This is a genomic window from Clostridioides sp. ES-S-0049-02 (assembly GCF_020658465.1).
Classification (GTDB): Bacteria; Bacillota; Clostridia; order Peptostreptococcales; family Peptostreptococcaceae; genus Clostridioides.
This window is the reverse complement of record NZ_JACVWG010000019.1, coordinates 1-21,662: the sequence shown is the minus strand read 5'-3', so window position 1 is coordinate 21,662 and position 21,662 is coordinate 1. Positions and strand designations below refer to the sequence as shown.

Below are 21,662 nucleotides of genomic sequence, written 5' to 3'. Positions count from 1 at the left end.
AAATATAATTTTATATTTTTATGTATAATTTTATATAATTATTGTATAATATATATACAATACCTTTATAGAAAAGCGGTGAATTAATGGCTAAAAAAGGAAAAAGCTTTGCTGAATACCACATTGAAAATACTGATAAAAACTTTATAGAAAAATATTGGAGTGACAAGAATGAAATAAGTCCATATGATATTTCTTCATCTTCATCCACTATAAAAGTTTGGATTAAATGTACTGAAAATAAAAAACATGAAGATTACGAAGTCAGATGTAGTAATTTTACTAAAAATAATAGTAGATGCCCTGAATGTAAACATAAAAAAGTACATAAGGTTGATAAAAAAACATCTTTTGAAAGTAAGTTTCCTGAATTAAAAAAATATTGGAGTAAGCAAAATGACGTAAAAATGAATGAAGTTGCTCCTAGTTCAAATAAATTTTATAAGTTTGAATGCCCTGTATGTGGAGAAATCTTTGAGAAGAGAATAAGTAAAATAGTAAATACAAAATTTATAGACAAACATATGGAAGAGCATGAAGATAAAAAAATAGTAAATAAGTACAATATTTTAAATGCTGACTCATTTAATAAAATAATTGATGATAAGAAAGTGGATGATATCTATAAATACCATCTTAAAACAAGATACTTGCATTTATTTAAATACTTAAAAGATAGTAATAAACTTACAAAAAAGAAAGATAACTATATTGCATCTTTTACTATATCTGATATATTAGAATACACAAATATTTACGCAAGTGAAAAAAAATATAGTACAATGATGACATTCGTAAATACATTAGAGTATATATTTGAGCTGCTAGGGTATGAAGTTACATTTAGAAGTTTAAAAGTAGAAAATTTAAAAGTTAGTAATTATGAATACTTAAAAAAAGAAGAGTTAATTAATTTATGCTATGAATTAATTAATTATCAGGATAAATTCATATTATATGCAATTTTCTGTGGCATATTAGGTAAAAATGCCGAAGATTTAAGATGTATTAAAAAGAATGATTTAGATTTTGAAAACAATACAATAAAACTTAAAGATAGAATAATTCGTATGGATGAGACATTGAAAAGATATGCAAAAGGTACTTTTAAACAAAGAAGTTATGCCCAATTTTTAGATGAAGATTCTAAAAATAGCACAAATTTATACTATGATTTCAATATGGAATCTGAATATTTAATAAAAACAAAGCCATCTACTACAAACGATAATGGAACAAATACTATGCCTTACTCAACTTTAGTTAGAAGGTTTTCAATTTTAAATAGAGCAATTAATAAAATGTATGTAACAGATGAAGTAAAACTTTCAATTAACAGTGTGTATTATTCTGGATTTATGCATCAAATGAAGTTGGCAGAAGAAAATGGTTTGAAATTGACAATAGAAAATTTAAAAAAACTAAAGGGTAAATTAGGATATAAAATAAGACCAGATAATGCTAAAATTATCTATAAGCAAAAATATGCCAAAGAGGAGTAATTTTGTGATGAAAAAAGAAAATGCTAATATAAATTTAAGTAAAATAGACTTAATTATACATGCGATTTATGATAGAGAAAAATTCAAGAAAATAACAAGTAGATTTTTTCAAGTAATGAAGATAAAAACAGATCTATCTAATGAAGATATACAATTATTATTTGAGGATTTTATTTATTCTGCCATATCAGAAAAAATCGAAGAATTAGAGGTTTATGAAAAGGCTAAGAGGCTTAGAGAAAGATATAGAAAAAATGTATTAAAGTTAAAAAAAAGATGGGCAAATACAGCTTTAGAATCACTAGAAAAGAAACAAAATACATTGTTAAAAAAAGAATTCTTATCTGTAAAAAATGAATTTATTGAAAATGGAAAATTAATTGTTGATGGTATCTCTTGTCCAGATGATTTAATTGAAAAAAGAAGAGCATTTTTAGAAGAATGGTCTTCTAATATTCTTTACAATGTTACAGACTATCCATATTTGAAAGAGTTAAGTGATAAAAAAATCAATAATGCTTTTGAATATGATTTAATTTTATGTATAACAGAAATATTAATGGTAGAATACCAATTTGATATAAATAAAGTTGTAGTAAAAAGTCCTGTTCAATTAGCTCCAGGTTTATTTGTTCCTAAAACAGCAGGTAGAAAGTCAAAAAAACTACTACTTGAAAAAAAAGATAATAATTATATATCTAAAGCATGTGATACTAATGATAGTGGTGAGAGTTTAGTATTTTTCTATGAATTTTCTTTAGAGAATAAAAGTGAAAATGATACTACATTTTTGAAATTTGAATTAGATAATGAAAAACAAATAGAGCTTGATAGTCAAGACTTAGAAATAATTAGATATGCTTACACATATAGTCCTCTATCATTTAATACTTTTTATACTAAAGATATTATAAATTATTTAGGCCTAACGGATACACAGTCTAATTATTCAAGAATTGAAGAAAAGTTTCTAAAACTTCCTAAGTATACATTCTATACAGAAAAAAAAGATGAGTCCGGAAAAACTATTTCTAAGTCCAGATTTGTTTTATTCTCAAGGGTCGATTTTGAATTTGATGAATCTGGAAGAAGAATTATAAAAACACAAAAAGCTTTTATTAATGAAATAGATACTGTAAATACAGAAATAATGTATAGAAATGAATTAAAAAAATTAAAACTTCCTCAATCTAAAAATTTAGCATATTTACTAGAGGGTATAAGAAGTTATGAGATTTTTAAAGGTATAGATATCAAGGATAAAAGCTATATCTTTGGACTAGATAAACTAAAAAAATATGTACATTTCAAAAGTAGTAAAACAAAAGAAAACATGCAAATTGTAGAAGATGGTTTAAAAGAGATATTAAAAAATCAATTTATAATAAAAGATTATAAAAAATGTACAGGATATTTTGAAATATGGTTTTATGAAGATGTGGAAAAAAGAAAACATCTATTAAATAATACCATTTTATCTTTACCAGATTACCTAAATGTATAATAAATGGCGTCGTTAAACCCGTCCTATTAAAAAAATAGCCTTTTTCAAAATATGGAATGGCGTCGTTGAACCCGTCCTATTAAAGAAAATGGCTATTTTTTGCTTAAAAATTTTGTCGATAAATTTTTTCATATTTTTCATATGTACTTGAGTATATTGCAAATAGTAAGTTACAGGAAATGGCGTCGTTGAACCCGTCCTATTCTATACCTATTGCAATTACTTAAATGTATAATAAATGGCGTCGTTAAACCCGTCCTATTAAGTCTTAATAAAAAAGGTTAATATAAAGTTAGTAAAAAGTATATTTATTTAAACCTTAATAAATAATTACATTTATTTTATATTTCTTAAAAATGTAATTATCAACTTACATTAATGTAACTTTTATAAAATAGCGTCGTTGAACCCGTCCTATTAAAAAAATAAAATAATGTAAAATAGAATTCTTTATATAAGGAGTTATTACAATATGAGTATTAAATATAAAGATAAAGTAGTTGTTATTGTTGAAATTGAAGATATAGATAAACTGAATGAATCTAAAATTAAATATGAAACATTAGAAAATGGTAATTATTATGTTGTCCAGCAGGGTAGAAAAAGGAAACGATTTAATAATGAACAAGTAAAACAAATAAAGGAAGATTTAGATAACGGATTAAGTATAAGAAAATGTGCTGAAAAATGGAACACAGATACTAAATTAATTATGAGAATAAAAAACAATGAATACTAGTGTGGGTTTTATTTACATCAACCTACACTGATGTTATAATAAGTTTATAGGAATATTATAACTTAATACCAAGGAGAAAATTATGAGTATTAAATATAATAATGAAAAAGTATTTTTGGTGAGTGAAAATGATAAAGAAAAATTAGAAAAAGCTGGTATAAGCTTTATAGATTTAGATGAAAACTATTATGTGGTTCATCAGGGCAGAAAAAATAAAAGATTTAAAGATGAAGAAGTAAGAGAGATAAAAAAAGATTTAGATAATGGTATGAGTTTAAGAAAATGTGCTGAGAAATGGAATTGCAGCAAAACAGTTATCGGAAATATAAAACAAAATACTTATTAGTGTCCTTTTATTACTTTGTGGACAGTTGTATGTTATAATATCCTTATAGAAATTATATAGGAGTGATTTTAAATGTTAGAAAATTCAATAAGAGAGTAGAATTAACAATATATATAATTGTTTAAATAACACTTTGAACGAAAATCAAAAGAAACTATTTTCCGAATTTGACGATTTACAAATAGAGCTGAAACATTTAGAGATGTTTTAAAGTTATAAAAACGGATTAATAGAAGGTGTTAAATTTATTTAAAATAAAGAAAGGAGGATTATAAAATGCAAGAATTAAAACCAGTTGCTAGAATATCAAAATTAAAATTAAAAGATATCTTAGATGTTTTTAAAACTTCTATAAGAAAAGTAGAAAAAATAGATTATTCTGCTTGTAATTCTTGTGCAATAAAAAATAATCCTTCTTTTGACAGTACTAAATTAAAAGAATTCTGTTCAAATTGTCCTAAACTAAAAACTATATCAGAGTTTTCTTATGTTACAGAAAAAGAAACAGAACTAGGTACAATAGAGATTGTAACTAATAAAAGTAAATGTATGGCTTTAAGTAAAAGTGCTATAAAACAGTATTTAGCATATCATTTTATAGTAACTAATAAAAATTATGTTAGAAAATCAGTATCATTCCAAAACATAGCTGATATATGCAATGTTTCTGTTGTTACAGCAAGACATAATCATAATGTATTACTACAAGTTGGATTAGTTTATTCTACAGAAATTAAAAGAGGTAAATTCGATATAGTTATAGATGAAGAATACAAGAATCATCTTAAAAAAGAAGATGGTGGAAAAGGTTACTTGACTATGTCATTAGATACTTTAAATCACCTATTAAGTTTTGAAAATGTAAATGAGTTAAAACTTGAAATTAAAAAGTTAGTTTGGGCTGATGCTAAAGGAAGTAAGTTAGGTAAAAGAATACGATTTAAAAAAGATAATCTTATATCCATACTTCCAGAATACATAAAGAAATCAAACAAGCGTACAGAAGCCTTTTTAAGGAGTTCTAAAACTCTATTTGATATAAGTAATGATACAATAGATACAAAGCGTTACGAGACGAAAGAAACCATCTCAGATAAATATACAGAATCAATTAGAATAAAAATATTAAAATTCTTTGACGATACTGGTTGCTCTTTGAGTTCTAATTATAGTAAAGTGTTATCTCAGATAAATTTAGATAGACATAATTTATTTGAAGAAGATTTAAAAAGTAAATTAGAAATGGAAAAAGATATTATTATAAATGACTTAGTTGGATTAGCAGTGCAATATGGTATTAGTAGAGTTCTAGCAGCATTAGATTATATGTTTAATAAATATACAGTTGATGAAGAAGATACAAACTATAATGAAATACATAATCCAGGGGCGTTTATAAGAACATTGATTGTTCAGAGTATAAATAAGAATGGAAGTTTAGCAATAGCAATTTAATATATGGAGTAGTTCAAAAAAATTGATTTTGACTACTCCTATTAGTGTTTATATTCAAATTATGAAATACTCGAATAGAACTATAAAGAGTGTAAAATCTCTATTAGTTCTATTTTTTTATTCTTATTTTAATTAAATTATATACACAATAGAAAGTTTTTTATACATATTAATAACTTAATTTTCCAATAAGAATATATAATTATCCAATTTACTAAGAAACTTATTATAAAAAAATAATAATACATCAACAACATATTATTATTAAAATTTATATTTTCTTATATTTGTTGCCATTTCTTTGTTATGTAGTTTTTTTTAGTTCTCTAATTATTGTTTTTAAATCTTGTTTTTAAATCTTGTTTTTAAATCTTGTTTTTAAGTTCTGAAACAAGATAAACTTTTATTTTTATTAATAAATAAAGAGATTATTAATATTTATTTTAATAATATAAAAGATAGAAAATATCGAATGTATGTTCTTGAAAAGTCGAACAAAAAGAGTTATAATAATAATGTGCTAAAAAATAATCAGCATATATTTTATACATATATCCAGAACGTATGTTTGAAAAGAATTTAATTATTTATATTTCTATCTATTTTTTATATCTTATACTATAAAATTAAATATAAAATTGAGATAGATATTATTAATAATAAATAGTTTGAAAATTGAAAAAATATGTCGATAACTGGTAAAAAATGGAAGAACTACTAAGATAGAATATATGCTACAATGTAAGTAATTAAGTGCAAGGGGAAGCATTTATTGGGTATACTTTATTTTTCTAAAGGGGGAAAGTTTATGTCAGAAGAGAAAATTAACAAAGAAAAATTAATAAAACTAGGTAAGATGCTGTCGGAGTTAAAAAGGACTAATAAAGATAAGTTTATAAATTATAAATCTAAAGTTGAGAAATACGGAAATAAAAAAAGGGGAGCATAACCTCCTCTTTTTACTTTTTGTTTTCTTCTTCTAAAAAAACTTCAGCTACATTATATAATCTTTTCTGTGCTTCAGGGCTTAATTTACTTATCATCCTCAGCATTTCTTTAATATCATCGTCGAAATCCATGTCTAGAGTTGGGTCTTGAAACATATCTCCTTCTCCTTCTCTTAACCAGTCTTCATTTACGTTAAATTCTTTACATATATCGTTAATTATTCTATCTGTCAAATCTCTTCTACCTGTCTCTAGAGATGAAATATGATCTTGAGATAGAAATAATTTATCTCCCATTTGCTTCTGACTTAATCTTAATTTTTTTCGTAATTCTTTTAATCTTTTATTCAATATTATCACCTCCTTTTAAAATATATTATCATATAAAATATGTCTTTGCAATAAAATAGATATAAAATATGTCAAAAACATATTTGATGTTGACAGTATGCTAATGACATAATATAATTTAAATATAAAATGTCAAAGACATAAAAGGAGTGATAATATTTGCATAAAAAAAAGATGAGCCAAAAAGAGTTAGAATTATTAGGGAAAATGTTTTTGAAGATTAAAAAAACAGATGTACAGAAATTTGGAGAGTTAAAAGGTTCTATTAAAACATCATTTGAGTATGAGGATGTTTTAATTAATAAATTTAGATAAATATACATATGTACTTTGAAAACTGAATATTCAAGCAAATAAAAAGTGCAACCATAAATTTAAAATTTATAATTACACATATAGTTGAAGGTGGTTTTGGTGAAGGTATTAAATATGATAAATAAAACAATTTAAATATTTTTAATTATTTCAAAGAGTAGAAATAACTACTCTTTGAAATAATTGTCACTTGAAGATAACTGAATATCTATTAAAGAATTAATAGTATCTTTACCTCTATTATCGAGCAATCTGTATTTTCTTATAAGTTCAAGTTCTTTAATTGTAATGTTTTCCTTATTATCAGTATTAAAGAAAAAATTTGGGCTAACATCTAGTATTCCACAAAGTAACTCTAAAATATTAATGTCTGGTTTACTTGAATTATTTTCCCAACTACTAACAGTAGTGTTTCTTATTCCAAGTAAATTGGATAATTCAGATTGCTTTAATCCTTTGTTTTTTCGTGCTGATTTAATTTTATCACCTAAAGTTTGATTATTTATCATATTTCAACACCTCCTAATATAAATATACCATTAATTATGGAATTTGTAAATTAAAAATTCAAGTAAAATGGAATAAAATTCAAAAACTTATTGACATTCCTATAAAAATGGAATATTATTAAAATAATCCAATAAAATTGAAGTTATAGGAGGCGTATTATATGGGTATTTCAAGGAGATTAAAAAAGTATTTAATAGCAAATAAAATATCTGAAAAAAGCCTATCTGAAGTGACTGGAATATCTATGACAAAATTAAAATCATCTTTGGATGGTAATAGAAATTTATCTTTTGATGAATTTGAATTAATTTTAATGGCAATTGATGAACCAGCGGATAAATTTTTAATTCCAAAAAAAATGAAGTATTAAAGAAAGACATTTAAAATGAGTAAGATAGTAATGAAAAATGTAAGTTGAGAATTATTAGTTATTAGTAAAAAAACACTCTAAAAAATAAAAAAATTAATTTATATAAAGGGGGAAATTAAATGAGTAATGCGATTTTAGTAAATGATAAAAAATTACAAGTAAAGGAGTTTAAAGGTAAAAGAGTAGTTACATTTAAAGAGATAGATTTTGTACATGGGAGAGCTGAAGGTACAGCTAAAAGAAATTTTTCAGATAATAAAAAATACTTTGTAGAAAATGTTGATTATTTTGAGGTCAGTACGAAAATCGTACCAAGCTTAGAGCTATATGGTTTTAGTAAATTTGCCCCAAATGGGATTTTAATAACTGAAAGTGGTTATCTAATGTTAGTAAAATCTTTAACAGATGATTTGGCATGGACAGTTCAAAGAGAATTAATAAATAATTACTTTAGAGTAAAAAGAGAAGAATTTAGTTTACCAACTACATATAAAGAGGCATTAGAGCATATTTTGGCTAGAATTAAAGAAAATGAAAAGTTGCAAATAGAAAATGAAGAAATGAAGCCAAAAGCCATTTATCATGATAAAGTATTAAATCCTGAAAAATTAGTTACTACAACAGATATTGCTAAAGATTTAGGCATGACAGCACAAGCATTAAATACTCTACTATATACAAATAAGATAATATATCCAGTTAAAAAGAATGGTAGAGTAAAATGTTGGAAGCCCTATAGAGAGTATCAGTGGATGATACCTGAATATGCAGACTTTAAAATAAGTGAATGTGACACACAATTAAAATGGACTGAAATAGGCAGAAAATGGCTTATAGAATTTGTAAAGAAAATTAAGAAGATAAGTTAAATTGCCTGAACTGCACCTTGAAAACTAAATATTAAAAAATACATGAAAGGAAAGATTAAATGTTTATAAGAGCTATTGAAGAATGTAAAAATGAAAAACAAGGTTTATTTGAAACTAGTAAAAGAGTTAAAGCTATAAGAAATAAACAATCTAGTAAAACATTAAAAGACTCTTTTACTAGATTAGAATATGCTTTGTTACATAAAGACATAAGACTAGTAATTAAGATATTAGAAAATGAATTATTCTTTGAAAAAATAGCGTCTTATAAAATATATGATAGTGAAGCCAAGAAATTTAAATTAGTGTTTATAAATGAATTGATAAAAATGATGAAGACAGAGTTAAATATTAATATTCTTATAGAAAGATATCTTGAATTTGGAGAAGAAGGTTTTTTTAGTTGCTATGGAGATTTATTTGAAAATAGGAGGTAATGATTAAATGGAAGAATATCAGTTTAATTTAATAAAAAAGCTTTGTGCTGAAAGAAAAGTATGTAAAAAATGGTTTAAAGTAATTGAAAAATGTGGTTGTGACAGTAAATGCGATAAGAAAAATTGCAAGATGTTAGAAAAGTTATAAAAGAATATTTAAAATATTGATTAAACAAAGGTAGGTGAGAAAATGTATGATGTGAAAATTGAAACTGGTAAAAATGGAACTAAAATTATAATTGATGGACATGATTTCAAATATGTTTTGAAATATGAAATTTCAAGTGAATTAGTTGAAAATGGTGTAGAAAGTGAAATTAATATTAAATTACCAGTTAAAAATTTAGAAATTATAAGTATTTAACCAATAATTTAAAGGAGGTATATATGAATTGCAAAACAGAATTAACACAAGATGATATAGAAAATACTATAGTTGCTTTAAATACTATTAAATATATTTGTACAAAATCTAAGCATTGTAAAAATTGTCCTCTTGGATATATGGAAGATTTAGATGAACATAATTGTATGCTATATAAATTAATGGAAAATAATTTATTGCCAGTTGATTGGCAAATAAAACAAGTTTCAAGATTATTAGATACAACAGTTAACTAATAAAAAACTTAAAGGAGAGTTCAAAATGAAGAGTAAGCCAGTGAGAATAAAAAAATGTGAATGTGGTGGAGATGTGTATGAACTTAGTACAAAAATAGGTATTGTATATCAATGTGAAAACTGTGGCGAAATGTATAAATAATTAATAACAAGAGGAGGATATAAAAATGAATATTAGTGTCGAAGAAGGCTTAAGTTTATTTTTTAAAACAATATTTGAATGGAATGACTTGCCAAGCTATATATATAGTAGCGAATATAGTAAAGCTTTAGAAAAATGGCTTATTAAAAAGAGAAAAGCTGGAAAGTTAACTGAAGAAGATGTTTTAAGAATACTTGACCATGAAACCAGAAATAAAAAAACTTATTTTGAATTTAATCGAGGAGATTATTAAAAGTAAATATTTTAGTTAGTGTGATATTTATAATAGGAGGTTTTATAATTAGTAGAGTTTATTAATATAGATTGAAACTAAAAAAGTTTGAAAATTATGATAACATGAAAGGGGATTAAGATGTACAAATATTCATTAATAGTATCTCAATACTATAATTCGTGTCATACTTTTATTGTTGAATTTGAAGAAGATAATTTTATAGATAAGTTTTCAGATTTTGTAGAGGAATTATATAAGTATAAAAGAAATGAGGAAGATAAAAGGGAAATAAATATAGGTAACTTTGGTTACTTCAAGAGAAACGAAATAAAAGAAAGATACATTTTAAATGATGCTGGGGACTTGTATATAACTAACTCTAAATATGCTAATCATTTAAAATGTGAATCGGAAAAATTTAAAATGGATTCGTTAAGAATGTGTAGAGGGTACATAAAAAAGGCTATAACTAAGGCTATTTCAGAACACCATTCTTATGGCAAAGTAAAAGGAATAGTTGAAAAGTATTTTAAAATTGTATAAATTAGAAAATTAAGTTAAAACAAGTATTTTAATCTGATTTTACCTAGTAGATATAGGAGGAGTTAATGAAAGAACTTTTAAAAATAAAAAACATATTCAATAATTTAATTGCTACATCAAACAGAAAAGAAAAAATAAGGATACTTGAAGAAAATAAGAATAATGGAATGTTTGTAGAGTGTTTACAATTTTTATTAGATGAAAATATTTCAACTGGTATATCAAAAAAGAAAATATTTAAGATGCTAAACAATACTAATTACATCACTTTAAACAATATATACGATATGATTGATTATCTCTCTGAGAATAACTCTGGAAGAAATATAGATATAAGGACAATACAAGTATTTTCTAGTAAAAATAGAGAATTAAAGGATTTTATCATCAAATTAGCTACTAAAAATATTAAATTAGGAGTATCAGCTAAAACTGTAAATAAAATAATGCCATATTTAATTATAGAAAAAAATAAATAAAAAAACAGTTGTGATATAATAAGATATATAGTATAATAAAGATACAAAGAAAAGAGATAAGGGGGAAAGAAAATGTTAGATAGAGCAATCGTAGCAACTGTAGATGGAGAAGAAATGACATTTAGAACCGATATTAAGAAATTAGAAAAAGATGATACGTTAGTTGTTAATGTGAATGGGGAGCAAAAGATAGGTATATTTGTAAGAGCTATAGATGAGTGTGACTATTACATAAAAGACATAGCATTTCAAAAGGTTGATTTAAATAAATTTAATGAAGCAGTGGAAAAAGAGAGAATAAGAATAACAAAAGAGTTTAAAGAAACATGTATTAAAAATGATGCAATTATAGTTAGCGAAGAGATAGATGCTTACTTAAGAGAATGTGGATTTAACTGTGTAAACAATAAGTTTTTAAGAAATATAAACAAAGTAGGAATATCAATTAGTTTACAAGGGAGTTCAATTTTAATTGAAGTTGCTGCTTTGAAAGAAAGAATGTCCAATAGTGCTATAGTGAAGAATAATGATATTGTTGAAATAATAAAAGTAATAAATAAAAATTTAATTTTCATGTCTTAACTAAAGGAGGTGATATAAATTTTTAGATATTTTAGTATATTAATGTATTACAAGTCAATTTTTAAATAAGAGGAGTGATTTAATGGTGGATTGGAAAATGAATGAAATGCAAAATGCTATCTGGGACAATAAATATAGAAATAAAAGTGAAACATTTAATGAATGGTTAAATAGAGTATCAAATGGGGATGAAGAAGTAAAAAAATTGATACAAGAAAAAAAATTCTTATTTGGAGGAAGAATATTAGCTAATAGAGGATTACAAAAAGATGGAAGGAAAATAACTTACTCAAATTGCTATGTTTTGCCCACAAATGATTCTATTGAAGATATATATCAAACATGTAGTGATTTAGCTAGAACATTTAGCTATGGTGGAGGAGTGGGAATTGATATCTCTAAGTTAAGACCTAAAGGAGCAAAAGTCAATAATTCTGCCAAATCTACAACTGGTGCAGTTTCTTTTATGGATACATACTCTTTGGTTGCTGAAACAATAGGTCAAAGTGGACGCAGAGCTGCATTAATGATATCTCTTGATGTTAACCATCCAGATATTGAAGAATTTATAGATATTAAAACAGATTTAAATAAAATTACCAAAGCAAATATTTCTGTAAAAATAACAGATGAATTTATGCAAAAAGCTACAGGAATAGATTCAAATCCAATGTATAATTGTTCTTTTACAAGAGAAGAAACTGGTGAAATTATAGTTAAAGAAATAAACGCTAAGGAACTATTTAATAAACTATGTGAAAATAATTGGAATTATGCAGAACCAGGAATTTTATTTTGGGACAAAATAAATAATTATAATTTATTGAGTGAAGATGATGAATTTGAATATGCAGGTGTAAATCCCTGCGCCGAGGAGCCGCTTCCAGCAGGTGGTAGTTGTCTTTTAGGTTCATTTAATTTAAGTGAATATGTCAAAGAAGATAAAACTTTTAATTATAATGATTTTAGAAAAGATATAAAAACAGTAGTAAAGGCAATGAACGATGTTTTAGATGAAGGTTTACCTTTACACCCATTAAAAATCCAAAGAGATACAGTTAGAGATTATAGACAAATTGGCGTTGGAGTAATGGGAATAGCTGATATGCTTATAAAAATGAATGTAAGATATGGTTCGGAAATGGCTATTGAGTTATGCAATGTGATAGGTAAATGTTTAGCAGATGAAACACTAAAACAATCAGCCTTATTATCAAAAAAATATGGCACATATCCAAAATATAAACAATGTATTTTAAAATCAGAATTTATTCAGGAAAATGCATCTCATGAAACACTAGAATTAATCGAAAAATATGGTCTTAGAAATTCACAACTTTTAACAATAGCTCCTACTGGAAGCATATCAACTATGTTAGGAATATCTGGAGGAATAGAACCAATCTTTGCCTTTTCTTACACTAGAAAAACTGAAAGTTTACATGATAAAGAAAAATATTATAAAGTCTACACACCTATAGTTAAAAAATATATGAAAGAAAACAACATTGAAGATGAAAAAGCACTTCCTGATTACTTTGTAACAGCAACAATGCTAACTCCAAGAGAACGTATTTTAATGCAGTCAGCATTCCAAAAACATATAGATGCAAGTATCTCTTCTACTGTAAATTTACCACATGAATCAACAATTGAACAAGTTAAAGAGTTGTATTTATTAGCATGGATTAATGGGCTAAAAGGATTGACAATATATAGAGCTGGCTGTAAACGTGAAGGAATTCTTACAACTAATGCTATAAACAACACACAAGAGCTTAAAAGAGGAGACTGGAAATCTGTATCAAATGATACTGTTTCATATAAAAAAGAGCTATATGTTGGATGTGGTAAATTAATTTTATTTATATCCTATTCAGAAAAAGAAAAAGCCATACAGGAGTTGTATGTAAAAAAGGCTGGTTCAGGTGGGTGTGAAAAACTTCTTGAAGCTGCAACAATCGCAATGTCTGGAATGCTTAGACTCGGAGGAACTTTAGATAATATAGAAAAGGCTTTGAAGGGTGTTAACACTTGTCCTAGTTTTGCTGCAAGTAGAGCAAAAGGAAATATATTAAACCGAGGAAATCATTGTGGCATCACTATTTTAAATGCCGTAAAAGATTTTCTTAAAGAAAAACAAGGAGAAAAAGTGGAAGAATCTAAAGAATTTAAACCAAAATGTCCTGATTGTGGGTTAGAAATTCAAATGATAGAAGGATGCATGACTTGTCCTGATTGTGGGTGGAGTAAATGCAATTAATTGAGAGGGGGGTTATTCCCTCTTTGGGGGTGATTAGTTTGACTAAAGAAGAGTTTACGGTTAGATTTCTTAAAGAGCAACAAAGAAGAAAAAAGATGGTGGAATATGATTTCATAGATTTTAAATCTAATATTAAATTTAAGACATGGAAAAAGAATAAAAAAAGATAGGTGAGATTAGATGAATAAGATTTACTTCGCAAAAAATAAGAATACAGAAGAATTCTATATAGGTAATGATAGTAAAGTTGGATTTAAAACATTAGGGGGGTTGAAAAGTTCATTAAAACTTAAAAATAAAAATATTAAACAATATGACTTATATTATATAGATTCAAATTTAAATATTTATAAATTTGTAAATTGGGAAAAAGTAGAATAGTCAGAGGAGGGAGTTATGAAAATAATAAAGTTGACTGAGAGTGAAATAAGAGCTATAGACGCTTATCTGTCATCAAATCCTTGTCGTAGCGGATGTGCTTATGATGAAATGCAAAATTCTAAGAAAGATTGTAATAAATGTAAGCTTGAAGATGCAAAGATAAGTATATTAGAAAAATTAGGTTTATTGAGTAATTCTATATAGAGGGGAATGTTATGAACAATATGTTCAAATATGAAGAAAATGTTATAGTGGGAAAACCATTAGTAGACCCTAAAAATATATTTGCTGCTAATGACAAAGAATGGGAGCTTATTAAAGATAAAATATATTATACAGAGGAAAGATTCATACCTAGATTAATGGTAGAATGTGGAATAGTTAAATCTACCTCTGAAGTCAGAAGAAACAAGCCTGAATTATTTTATAATTTAGATAAATTAGATTTTATTAAAATTAAATGGGGAAAGAGAATTTTGTGGATATTGGTAGGCGAATAGCGAAAAAAATAATTAATAGAAGGTGGTTATTTTTCAAAGATTAATAGAGGCTGGTGTATTTTGTGGATACTATAAAAAACAAAGACTATCTAATAATCAAACAGTTTTTTTATTCCTTATAAAAGAAAAATTGAACAAATATATAGAATGGAATGTGGCACTTGCTATAGCTTATAAAAGAAAAGATGTAAAGGCTTGGATAAGAGGAGAAAAAACATTGGATTATTGTACTGGAGAATGTGGATTAGAAGGTCTTATATGGGCTAAGAATACACTCAAAGAGTTTGAATATTTTATAAAAAGAGAAAAGGTTAGACAAAGAATAATTGTATCTTGGACAGATAATAAAAAGAAAAAAGTTTATGTTAAATATTTGGGTAAGATGAAATATAAACATGTAAATCATTATGGAAAGCAAGTTCTGATAAAAAATATATGAAGGGAGAAATGCTATATGCGTTTTAATACAGATATTGTAGAAAATAAAGATATTATAAATGAGATAATTAATTATTGTGGTGGAGTTTTAAAACTAGAAGATTGGGTCAAGGAAGTTGAAAATAGAGTGATTAATAACATAAAAGAGCTAGAGAAATATCCATTAAAAAGAAATTATATGTTTAGATTTTCAAAAGAAGAATCTTCTAATTTAAGTAAACTCATAGATAAAAAGTTATATGATAATGACATAAGTAAGTATCAAATTTGCGATTTGGAAAAATTTTTAGATATGCTTAAAGAGGAGTCAGAAGAATTAAATAAAGAGGATTTTTATTATGAAGATAAAGTTGGGTGGATTGAAAATTGCAAAAAAGAATTAATTAAATTAAAACTAGGAAGTGTTTGTATAGATTGGTAGATAATATATTAGAGGTGTTAGGTTATGTTTAGTAATAAAGAAATAATAGGAGTTATATTTCCTAAGTGGTTAAGAATTATTCTTGTATTATCAATTTTTAGTTTTATAGGAGTGCTAATTTTTATAAAATTTATCATATAAAACTAGCAAAAGTATTAATTGCGATATTTTTAATATGAATTATTTAATGGGGAGTTGAGAATAAGTGGATGAAGTTGAAATAAGTGGGTAGCAAGTAATGTTTTCTTGAAATATTAGGGTGGTTTGAATAAATAGAAAATCAATAAAATAGGGGTGATTAAATGGTAATAGATAAGGGGAATTATAATTTATATAAAGGTGACTTGATATTGGACTTCACAATGAGAAGTGGAAGTACAGGAATAGCTTGTCTGAATACTAATCGTAGATTTGTAGGTATAGAACTTGATGAGACATACTTTTATATAAGTTGTGATAGATTGGAGAACATAGGATAATTATATATTTATTTTCAACATGAACTTTATATATCCAAAATAAAGGAGGAACAAATGTTTAAAGTCTTAAAAATAATTCTTATAATAATTTGGGTAGTAGATATTTTAAACTTCCCACAATTTCAATTCTTGGATACAACATATCCAATAAATACATTAGCATGGTTGCTAATCTGGATTCTTATACCATCAAGTAGTATGTATATCAATAAAAAAGAATAAAAGAAAGGAGTATTGATTTGATTTTAAATTTGATTTTAAAAATTGCAGCAATTTTTAATTTAGGTTGTATGGGAGCTAATTATTTAGGGGGAGATGCTAATGGAATAATAGTTAATGGATTTTGTGCTGTAGCATTATTATTATCGAGTAATAACTTAGATTAAAAGTATTATTTTAATAAGATTGAGGGTGATATACTATTAAACCAATATTTAATGAAGAAAAGAAATTCTTAGAATTAAAATTAGGAATAATTTTACCAAATGATTGTTGGAGACATGGATCTAAGATATATTTAAATCATTTTGATGAACGTCCAATAATTACATTTAAAGTTGATGGATTATGTGATGAAATAAAAATCAAGAAAAATAGTTTAAACAATGTGAATTGTAAGAGCTATACATTAGAGCAAGAATATAACTTGATAAAAAAAGTATTAAATGAAAAATATTTACAAAGTATAGAAATGACTAAAATGTGGATTTTGAAATATAAAAACAGTCATAAATTGTTTGTAAGTATAAGTGGTGGCAAAGATTCTGATATTACAAAATATATTGTAGATAAATCAATTCAAGAAATAGGAGAAGAGATTCAGTATAATCTAATAGCATTTAATACATCCAATGATACAGCAGAGACTTATAAATATCTTAAACAAGAACATAATATGAGCAAAGATAGTATTATAAGCCCTAAATTAGGTTACTATCAATGGATAACAAAGAAGAAAAAATATTTCACTCCTACAGTAATGAATAGAAATTGTTGTAGCACATATAAAGAAGGTCAAATGACTAAAGTTATGGATAAAAAAGATAATATATTAATATTTTTAGGAATGAGAGCGGAAGAAAGTTCTAAACGTAGTCATTATGATTGGAATTTAAATAAAGCTCAAATTAATAAGGGTAAAAAATTGAATGTACCTGAAAATTGGATTAGATTTCTACCAATTGTAAAATGGAGTGATGCTGAAATATGGTTATTTATTTTGCATAATAATCTAAGCTATAATAAAATGTATGATTTGGGATTTAATAGAGTTGGTTGTTTAATCTGTCCGTTTCAAAGTGATTATATAGATTTATTAATCAGAGAATATTATCCTACTCAATGGGAAAGATGGAAGGATATATTAACTAAAAATTATGAACTATTTGGAATAAAAAGAAGATTAAAATGGAGTTTATTAGAATGGACATATGGTGGAAAGTGGAAGCAAGGGACTTCAAAAGAGCAAGAATTAATAAATAAAAAGGCAACAACCGAAAGAGTTAGTCAATTAGCAAATCTAAAAAACATATCTGAAGAAACAGCTCTAAAATATTTCAATAAAGAATGTAAATGTCATAAGAAATTAAATCCATCTGAAATAGCAATGAATTTAAAAATATTTGGAACTTATGAAAATAAAGATGATGATAATAGAGTTTATTTATGTAAAAAATGTTTATGTGAGAAGTTAAATATAAGTAATAAAGATTATGTAGAGAAGGTAAAAGAATTTACTTATGGAGGATGCAATTTATTTTAATGAGTGATGTACAGAGGAGTGAACCCATTTAATTACAATTCAGAAATTTGCAAATCAAAAATATAAAAATTGATAAAATCATGGTTTTAATTTCATAAAGGAGGCTTGAATGTTAATTAACAGAAAATGGAATATGCCAAATAAAAATACTTTCAAAATAAAACCAATAAAAGAATTAATAGAAAAATATAAAGTGAATGGTTTGGTTATAGACGCTTTTGCAAATGAAAGTAAAATTGCAAATATAACTAATGATATTGATACAGAGTATGACACAAACTATCATTTAGATGCATTAGATTTTTTTAAAATATTTGATGATAATTCAGTCGATATGATTTTGTATGACCCACCATATTCTCCAAGACAAGTCAGTGAGAGCTATAGAAAATTAAATAAAACTGTAAATATGAAAACGACTCAATCTAGTTATTGGAGTAAACAGAAAAAGGAAATAAGCAGAATATTAAAACCTAATGGAATAGTAATAACTTGTAGCTGGAACAGTGGCGGTATTGGGAATAAGTATGGCATGGAAATACAAGAAATATTATTAGTTCCTCATGGTGGATGGCACAACGACACAATTGTAGTTGTTGAGAAGAAAGTAAGAAATTAATCTTAAATGACTAAGCAAATCTAAATATTCAATTCGATATAAAACAATTCAAAAACACAATTCAAAAAGGAGAACGACATGTTAAGAGTATTTGAAGCATTTTCAGGAGTAGGAAGTAGTATAATGGCATTAAAAAATCTAGGAATAAATTATAAGATAGTCGGAGTTAGTGATGTTGATAAAAATGCACTTATAGCATACGATGCTATTCATAATGAAGATTATCCTGTAGAAAACAAAACAAAAGAAGAGATGTTGAAAGAAATAAAGAGGAAAAATATAGCCTATAATTTTTCTACTGGAAAATCAGAAATTCCCAAAAGTGAGGAAGAACTCAGAAAATTATATGTTGCACATATAAGAAATAAAAATTATGGAGATATAAGATTAATAAACTGTGATGATTTACCAGACTTTGATTTCTTTACCTGTAGTCCTCCTTGTAAAAATATATCTGTAGCTGGGAGACAAGAAGGTTTTGAGAAAAATAGCGGAACACAATCATCTTTAATATGGGAATGCTTAAGAGTTATTGAAAACAAAAAACCTAAATATATTATGTTTGAAAATGTAAAAAACATAATAGGTAAAAATCATAAGCAAATGTTTGATTTATGGTGTAGAGAATTAGAAAAACTAGGATATAACAATTATTTTTCTGAAAAAGGTTATTTAGATGGTAAATATTTTAGTGTTCCTCAACATAGGGAAAGAGTAATAATGGTGAGTATAAGAAAAGATATAATGCAAAATTTTAAAATGCCAGAAGGAAAAGGTAATAAATTTAGATTAAAAGATATATTAGAAGAAAGTGTAAGTGACAAATATAAAATATCAAAGGAAAAATTATTATTAAAAGAAAATATGTCAAAGAATATTTTTTCAATAAAAAGTAGAAATGAACTTATTCAAGTAGGAACACTAAATATTAAAGGTAATGATGCAAATAAAAGAGTTTATAGCTCAGAAGGAATCTGTCCTACGTTAAATTCTATGAATGGAGGCAATAGACAACCAAAAATATTAGTTGTAAAAGATAAGTATAAATTAGAGTTAAGAAAATTAACACCTTTAGAATGTTGGAGAGTAATGGGTTTCTCTGATACAGATTTTTATAAAGCCAAAAATGCAGGATTATCAAATTCAAAATTATATGAGAGAGCAGGAAGAGGAATAGTATTGCCAATGTTAGAGAATATATATAAAGATTTATTTTCTAATTACATAGGAGATAAAAATGAGAACTATAATTAATAGCCAATTAGAAACTTTAAAAAATCAAAAAATAGCTATTTTATTTAGTGGTGGAATGGACAGTTTATCTTTGCTTTTAAGTTGTTTAGATTTACATATAAAACCACATGTATATTCTTTTAGATTATCAAGTCATGAAAGCCAAGATATTATATCTGTGAGAAAAATAATTAATATTTTTGATTTGGAATATACAGAAATAGTTATTAACAACAATTTAGAAAATTTAATTTATGATGCATCTTATATAATTAAAACTTTTGAAGTTAAGAAAAAAACACAAGTTCAATGTATTCATCCGTTTTTATATATGGTAAAAGAAATAAAAGAAAAATTTATATTAACTGGCTTATGTGCAGATGACATATATGGTACATCAAGAAAAATGCAAGTGTTAGGTAGAAAAAATGAATTAGATTTTTATGAGAAAAGATTGAAAAAACATAAAGATATAGAATCTTCATCTTATAAATTTATAAAAGAATTATTTAAAATATACAATAAAAATCTAATAGTACCATATAAAGAAAATAATAAATTAGTAAAATTATTATTAAGCAAAACCTATAATGAACTACATATGCCTAAACAAAAAAATCTGACATATGAAAATTATAAATATGAAATTGATAAATACGATTTATATAGAAGAAGCAGTAATTTGCAAGTAAATTCAGCATTAAGAGAATGGCATGATTTATTATTAAAGACTGACTTAAACATAAAAGAATATAAGAGTGTTGTTGGAATTTATAATGTTATTTATAAAAATTATATGGAGAATAAACATGATAAAATATGAAGATTATGGATGGAAATTTAACGAAGCAGTTGCTGAACAATTTGATGAACATGTAAGAAAATCGGTCTATATGTATGACGATTTTCAGAAGAATATAATAAAAATGAGTAAATTTTTTATATATAATAACTCAAACGTATTAGATGTAGGTACTTCAACAGGAGAGCTTTTATTTGGTTTGCATGATGATAACTTTAATTGTAATTGGATAGGTATAGATACAGAATTAGCTATGGTTAATAAAGCCAAAAAAAAGTTAGGAGATAATTTCAAAATAGAAGTGGCTGACATATTAAATTATAAAATGAATAATTGTAGCATCATAACAATGATGTTAGTTTTACAATTTATAAAAAATAATGAAAAACAATTAGCAATTAATAATATTTATAATGCACTAAATAAAGGTGGGGCATTTTTCTTCGTAGACAAAATAAAAACTAATATATCAGATATAAATGATTTATATAATGACATTTATTATGATTTTAAGATTGAAAAAGGATTTACTTTTGAAGAGATAATAAATAAAAATAAGTCACTTAGAGGTGTTCAAAAAACAATTACATTAGAAGAAAACATAAAATTAATTAAAAATGCAGGATTTAATAAGATAGATATATTTCAAAAATATAATAATTTTGTAGGAATACTAGCAATAAAATGATGATAAAATGTCAGTTTTAAAAGGAGTGATGATTATAGAAAATACAAAAATGTTATGGAAAGAAAAAAATAAATGGATATATAATGATGACTTCATAAAGTATCTTATAAAAAAATTTGAAAGTGGGTA

General features: G+C 25.1%; 34 protein-coding genes. 32 read left to right on the top strand and 2 right to left on the bottom strand.

What is annotated here, in order from left to right:
- Positions 1 to 86 precede the first annotated feature (86 nt).
- The 6 genes from IC213_RS19035 to IC213_RS19010 all read left to right on the top strand — a co-directional run bounded on the left by IC213_RS19035 (position 87) and on the right by IC213_RS19010 (position 6,495).
- Positions 87 to 1,502: a zinc-ribbon domain-containing protein gene (locus IC213_RS19035; RefSeq protein ID WP_227831852.1), complete on the top strand. Its 1,416-nt coding sequence runs from the start codon at positions 87 to 89 to the stop codon at positions 1,500 to 1,502.
- Between the two features lie 7 nt (positions 1,503 to 1,509).
- Complete coding sequence (locus IC213_RS19030) at positions 1,510 to 3,006, top strand: hypothetical protein (protein WP_227863467.1); 1,497 nt, start codon at positions 1,510 to 1,512, stop codon at positions 3,004 to 3,006.
- Positions 3,007 to 3,478: 472 nt separating this feature from the next.
- Positions 3,479 to 3,745: a helix-turn-helix domain containing protein gene (locus IC213_RS19025; RefSeq protein WP_227863466.1), complete on the top strand. Its 267-nt coding sequence runs from the start codon at positions 3,479 to 3,481 to the stop codon at positions 3,743 to 3,745.
- An 82-nt stretch (positions 3,746 to 3,827) separates the two neighbouring features.
- On the top strand, positions 3,828 to 4,091 hold the full coding sequence (locus tag IC213_RS19020) for a helix-turn-helix domain-containing protein (RefSeq protein WP_227863465.1): 264 nt from the start codon (positions 3,828 to 3,830) through the stop codon (positions 4,089 to 4,091).
- Between the two features lie 276 nt (positions 4,092 to 4,367).
- A complete protein-coding gene (locus IC213_RS19015; protein ID WP_227863464.1) occupies positions 4,368 to 5,546 on the top strand; it encodes a hypothetical protein in 1,179 nt (392 codons plus the stop codon).
- 808 nt (positions 5,547 to 6,354) lie between these two features.
- Positions 6,355 to 6,495: a hypothetical protein gene (locus IC213_RS19010; RefSeq protein WP_227853405.1), complete on the top strand. Its 141-nt coding sequence runs from the start codon at positions 6,355 to 6,357 to the stop codon at positions 6,493 to 6,495.
- A 10-nt stretch (positions 6,496 to 6,505) separates the two neighbouring features.
- On the opposite strand, the gene IC213_RS19005 is transcribed toward IC213_RS19010, so the two are convergent.
- The gene (locus IC213_RS19005; RefSeq protein WP_227853404.1) at positions 6,506 to 6,853 is read right to left on the bottom strand and encodes a helix-turn-helix domain-containing protein; all 348 of its coding nucleotides are present in this window, start codon (positions 6,851 to 6,853) and stop codon (positions 6,506 to 6,508) included.
- 150 nt (positions 6,854 to 7,003) lie between these two features.
- Here IC213_RS19005 and IC213_RS19000 point away from each other — a divergent pair, with 150 nt between their 5' ends.
- Complete coding sequence (locus IC213_RS19000) at positions 7,004 to 7,159, top strand: hypothetical protein (RefSeq protein ID WP_227853403.1); 156 nt, start codon at positions 7,004 to 7,006, stop codon at positions 7,157 to 7,159.
- Between the two features lie 167 nt (positions 7,160 to 7,326).
- On the opposite strand, the gene IC213_RS18995 is transcribed toward IC213_RS19000, so the two are convergent.
- Complete coding sequence (locus tag IC213_RS18995) at positions 7,327 to 7,668, bottom strand: helix-turn-helix domain-containing protein (protein ID WP_227853402.1); 342 nt, start codon at positions 7,666 to 7,668, stop codon at positions 7,327 to 7,329.
- Positions 7,669 to 7,829: 161 nt separating this feature from the next.
- On the opposite strand from IC213_RS18995, the gene IC213_RS18990 reads away from it, so the two are divergent.
- The 25 genes from IC213_RS18990 to IC213_RS18875 all read left to right on the top strand — a co-directional run bounded on the left by IC213_RS18990 (position 7,830) and on the right by IC213_RS18875 (position 21,533).
- Positions 7,830 to 8,039 (top strand): HTH domain-containing protein, encoded by a 210-nt coding sequence (locus IC213_RS18990; protein WP_227853401.1) that lies wholly within the window; start codon positions 7,830 to 7,832, stop codon positions 8,037 to 8,039.
- A gap of 119 nt (positions 8,040 to 8,158) precedes the next feature.
- Positions 8,159 to 8,908, top strand: coding sequence for a phage antirepressor KilAC domain-containing protein (locus IC213_RS18985; RefSeq protein ID WP_227853400.1), 750 nt, complete (start codon positions 8,159 to 8,161; stop codon positions 8,906 to 8,908).
- Positions 8,909 to 8,967: 59 nt separating this feature from the next.
- Positions 8,968 to 9,345 (top strand): hypothetical protein, encoded by a 378-nt coding sequence (locus IC213_RS18980; protein ID WP_227863463.1) that lies wholly within the window; start codon positions 8,968 to 8,970, stop codon positions 9,343 to 9,345.
- Positions 9,346 to 9,352: 7 nt separating this feature from the next.
- The gene (locus IC213_RS18975) at positions 9,353 to 9,493 is read left to right on the top strand and encodes a hypothetical protein (protein ID WP_227853398.1); all 141 of its coding nucleotides are present in this window, start codon (positions 9,353 to 9,355) and stop codon (positions 9,491 to 9,493) included.
- Positions 9,494 to 9,535: 42 nt separating this feature from the next.
- Positions 9,536 to 9,709 carry a hypothetical protein gene (locus tag IC213_RS18970; protein WP_227853397.1) on the top strand — a complete coding sequence of 58 codons (174 nt, stop codon included), beginning with the start codon at positions 9,536 to 9,538 and terminating at the stop codon, positions 9,707 to 9,709.
- A gap of 23 nt (positions 9,710 to 9,732) precedes the next feature.
- A complete protein-coding gene (locus IC213_RS18965; protein WP_227853396.1) occupies positions 9,733 to 9,966 on the top strand; it encodes a hypothetical protein in 234 nt (77 codons plus the stop codon).
- Positions 9,967 to 10,133: 167 nt separating this feature from the next.
- Positions 10,134 to 10,361, top strand: coding sequence for a hypothetical protein (locus IC213_RS18960; protein WP_227853395.1), 228 nt, complete (start codon positions 10,134 to 10,136; stop codon positions 10,359 to 10,361).
- Between the two features lie 120 nt (positions 10,362 to 10,481).
- Positions 10,482 to 10,886 (top strand): hypothetical protein, encoded by a 405-nt coding sequence (locus IC213_RS18955; RefSeq protein WP_227853394.1) that lies wholly within the window; start codon positions 10,482 to 10,484, stop codon positions 10,884 to 10,886.
- 65 nt (positions 10,887 to 10,951) lie between these two features.
- Positions 10,952 to 11,365, top strand: coding sequence for a DNA ligase (locus tag IC213_RS18950; RefSeq protein ID WP_227863462.1), 414 nt, complete (start codon positions 10,952 to 10,954; stop codon positions 11,363 to 11,365).
- A 72-nt stretch (positions 11,366 to 11,437) separates the two neighbouring features.
- Positions 11,438 to 11,947: a hypothetical protein gene (locus IC213_RS18945; protein WP_227863461.1), complete on the top strand. Its 510-nt coding sequence runs from the start codon at positions 11,438 to 11,440 to the stop codon at positions 11,945 to 11,947.
- Positions 11,948 to 12,029: 82 nt separating this feature from the next.
- Positions 12,030 to 14,210, top strand: coding sequence for an adenosylcobalamin-dependent ribonucleoside-diphosphate reductase (locus tag IC213_RS18940; RefSeq protein ID WP_227863460.1), 2,181 nt, complete (start codon positions 12,030 to 12,032; stop codon positions 14,208 to 14,210).
- 38 nt (positions 14,211 to 14,248) lie between these two features.
- Entirely contained in the window at positions 14,249 to 14,380 is a 132-nt protein-coding gene (locus IC213_RS21095; protein ID WP_255619101.1) for a hypothetical protein, read from the top strand.
- 10 nt (positions 14,381 to 14,390) lie between these two features.
- A complete protein-coding gene (locus IC213_RS18935) occupies positions 14,391 to 14,591 on the top strand; it encodes a hypothetical protein (RefSeq protein ID WP_227863459.1) in 201 nt (66 codons plus the stop codon).
- Positions 14,592 to 14,606: 15 nt separating this feature from the next.
- Positions 14,607 to 14,795 carry a hypothetical protein gene (locus IC213_RS18930; protein WP_227863458.1) on the top strand — a complete coding sequence of 63 codons (189 nt, stop codon included), beginning with the start codon at positions 14,607 to 14,609 and terminating at the stop codon, positions 14,793 to 14,795.
- A gap of 11 nt (positions 14,796 to 14,806) precedes the next feature.
- Entirely contained in the window at positions 14,807 to 15,091 is a 285-nt protein-coding gene (locus IC213_RS18925; protein ID WP_227863457.1) for a hypothetical protein, read from the top strand.
- 22 nt (positions 15,092 to 15,113) lie between these two features.
- On the top strand, positions 15,114 to 15,530 hold the full coding sequence (locus tag IC213_RS18920; RefSeq protein ID WP_227831880.1) for a hypothetical protein: 417 nt from the start codon (positions 15,114 to 15,116) through the stop codon (positions 15,528 to 15,530).
- A 15-nt stretch (positions 15,531 to 15,545) separates the two neighbouring features.
- Positions 15,546 to 15,950, top strand: a complete 405-nt coding sequence (locus IC213_RS18915) for a hypothetical protein (RefSeq protein WP_227863456.1) — start codon at positions 15,546 to 15,548, stop codon at positions 15,948 to 15,950.
- A gap of 302 nt (positions 15,951 to 16,252) precedes the next feature.
- Positions 16,253 to 16,429, top strand: a complete 177-nt coding sequence (locus tag IC213_RS18910; protein WP_227863455.1) for a DNA methyltransferase — start codon at positions 16,253 to 16,255, stop codon at positions 16,427 to 16,429.
- Between the two features lie 54 nt (positions 16,430 to 16,483).
- Positions 16,484 to 16,651: a hypothetical protein gene (locus IC213_RS18905; protein WP_227853379.1), complete on the top strand. Its 168-nt coding sequence runs from the start codon at positions 16,484 to 16,486 to the stop codon at positions 16,649 to 16,651.
- A 17-nt stretch (positions 16,652 to 16,668) separates the two neighbouring features.
- Positions 16,669 to 16,815: a hypothetical protein gene (locus IC213_RS18900; RefSeq protein WP_227853378.1), complete on the top strand. Its 147-nt coding sequence runs from the start codon at positions 16,669 to 16,671 to the stop codon at positions 16,813 to 16,815.
- Between the two features lie 221 nt (positions 16,816 to 17,036).
- Positions 17,037 to 18,191, top strand: coding sequence for a phosphoadenosine phosphosulfate reductase family protein (locus IC213_RS18895; protein ID WP_227863454.1), 1,155 nt, complete (start codon positions 17,037 to 17,039; stop codon positions 18,189 to 18,191).
- A 109-nt stretch (positions 18,192 to 18,300) separates the two neighbouring features.
- Positions 18,301 to 18,810, top strand: coding sequence for an adenine-specific DNA methylase (locus tag IC213_RS18890; protein ID WP_227863453.1), 510 nt, complete (start codon positions 18,301 to 18,303; stop codon positions 18,808 to 18,810).
- 78 nt (positions 18,811 to 18,888) lie between these two features.
- Positions 18,889 to 20,064, top strand: coding sequence for a DNA (cytosine-5-)-methyltransferase (gene dcm / locus IC213_RS18885; RefSeq protein ID WP_227863452.1), 1,176 nt, complete (start codon positions 18,889 to 18,891; stop codon positions 20,062 to 20,064).
- Positions 20,048 to 20,866, top strand: coding sequence for an asparagine synthase-related protein (locus IC213_RS18880; protein WP_227863451.1), 819 nt, complete (start codon positions 20,048 to 20,050; stop codon positions 20,864 to 20,866). Before dcm ends, IC213_RS18880 begins: the two co-directional genes overlap by 17 nt.
- A complete protein-coding gene (locus tag IC213_RS18875; protein ID WP_227863450.1) occupies positions 20,853 to 21,533 on the top strand; it encodes a methyltransferase domain-containing protein in 681 nt (226 codons plus the stop codon). Before IC213_RS18880 ends, IC213_RS18875 begins: the two co-directional genes overlap by 14 nt.
- Positions 21,534 to 21,662 lie beyond the last annotated feature (129 nt).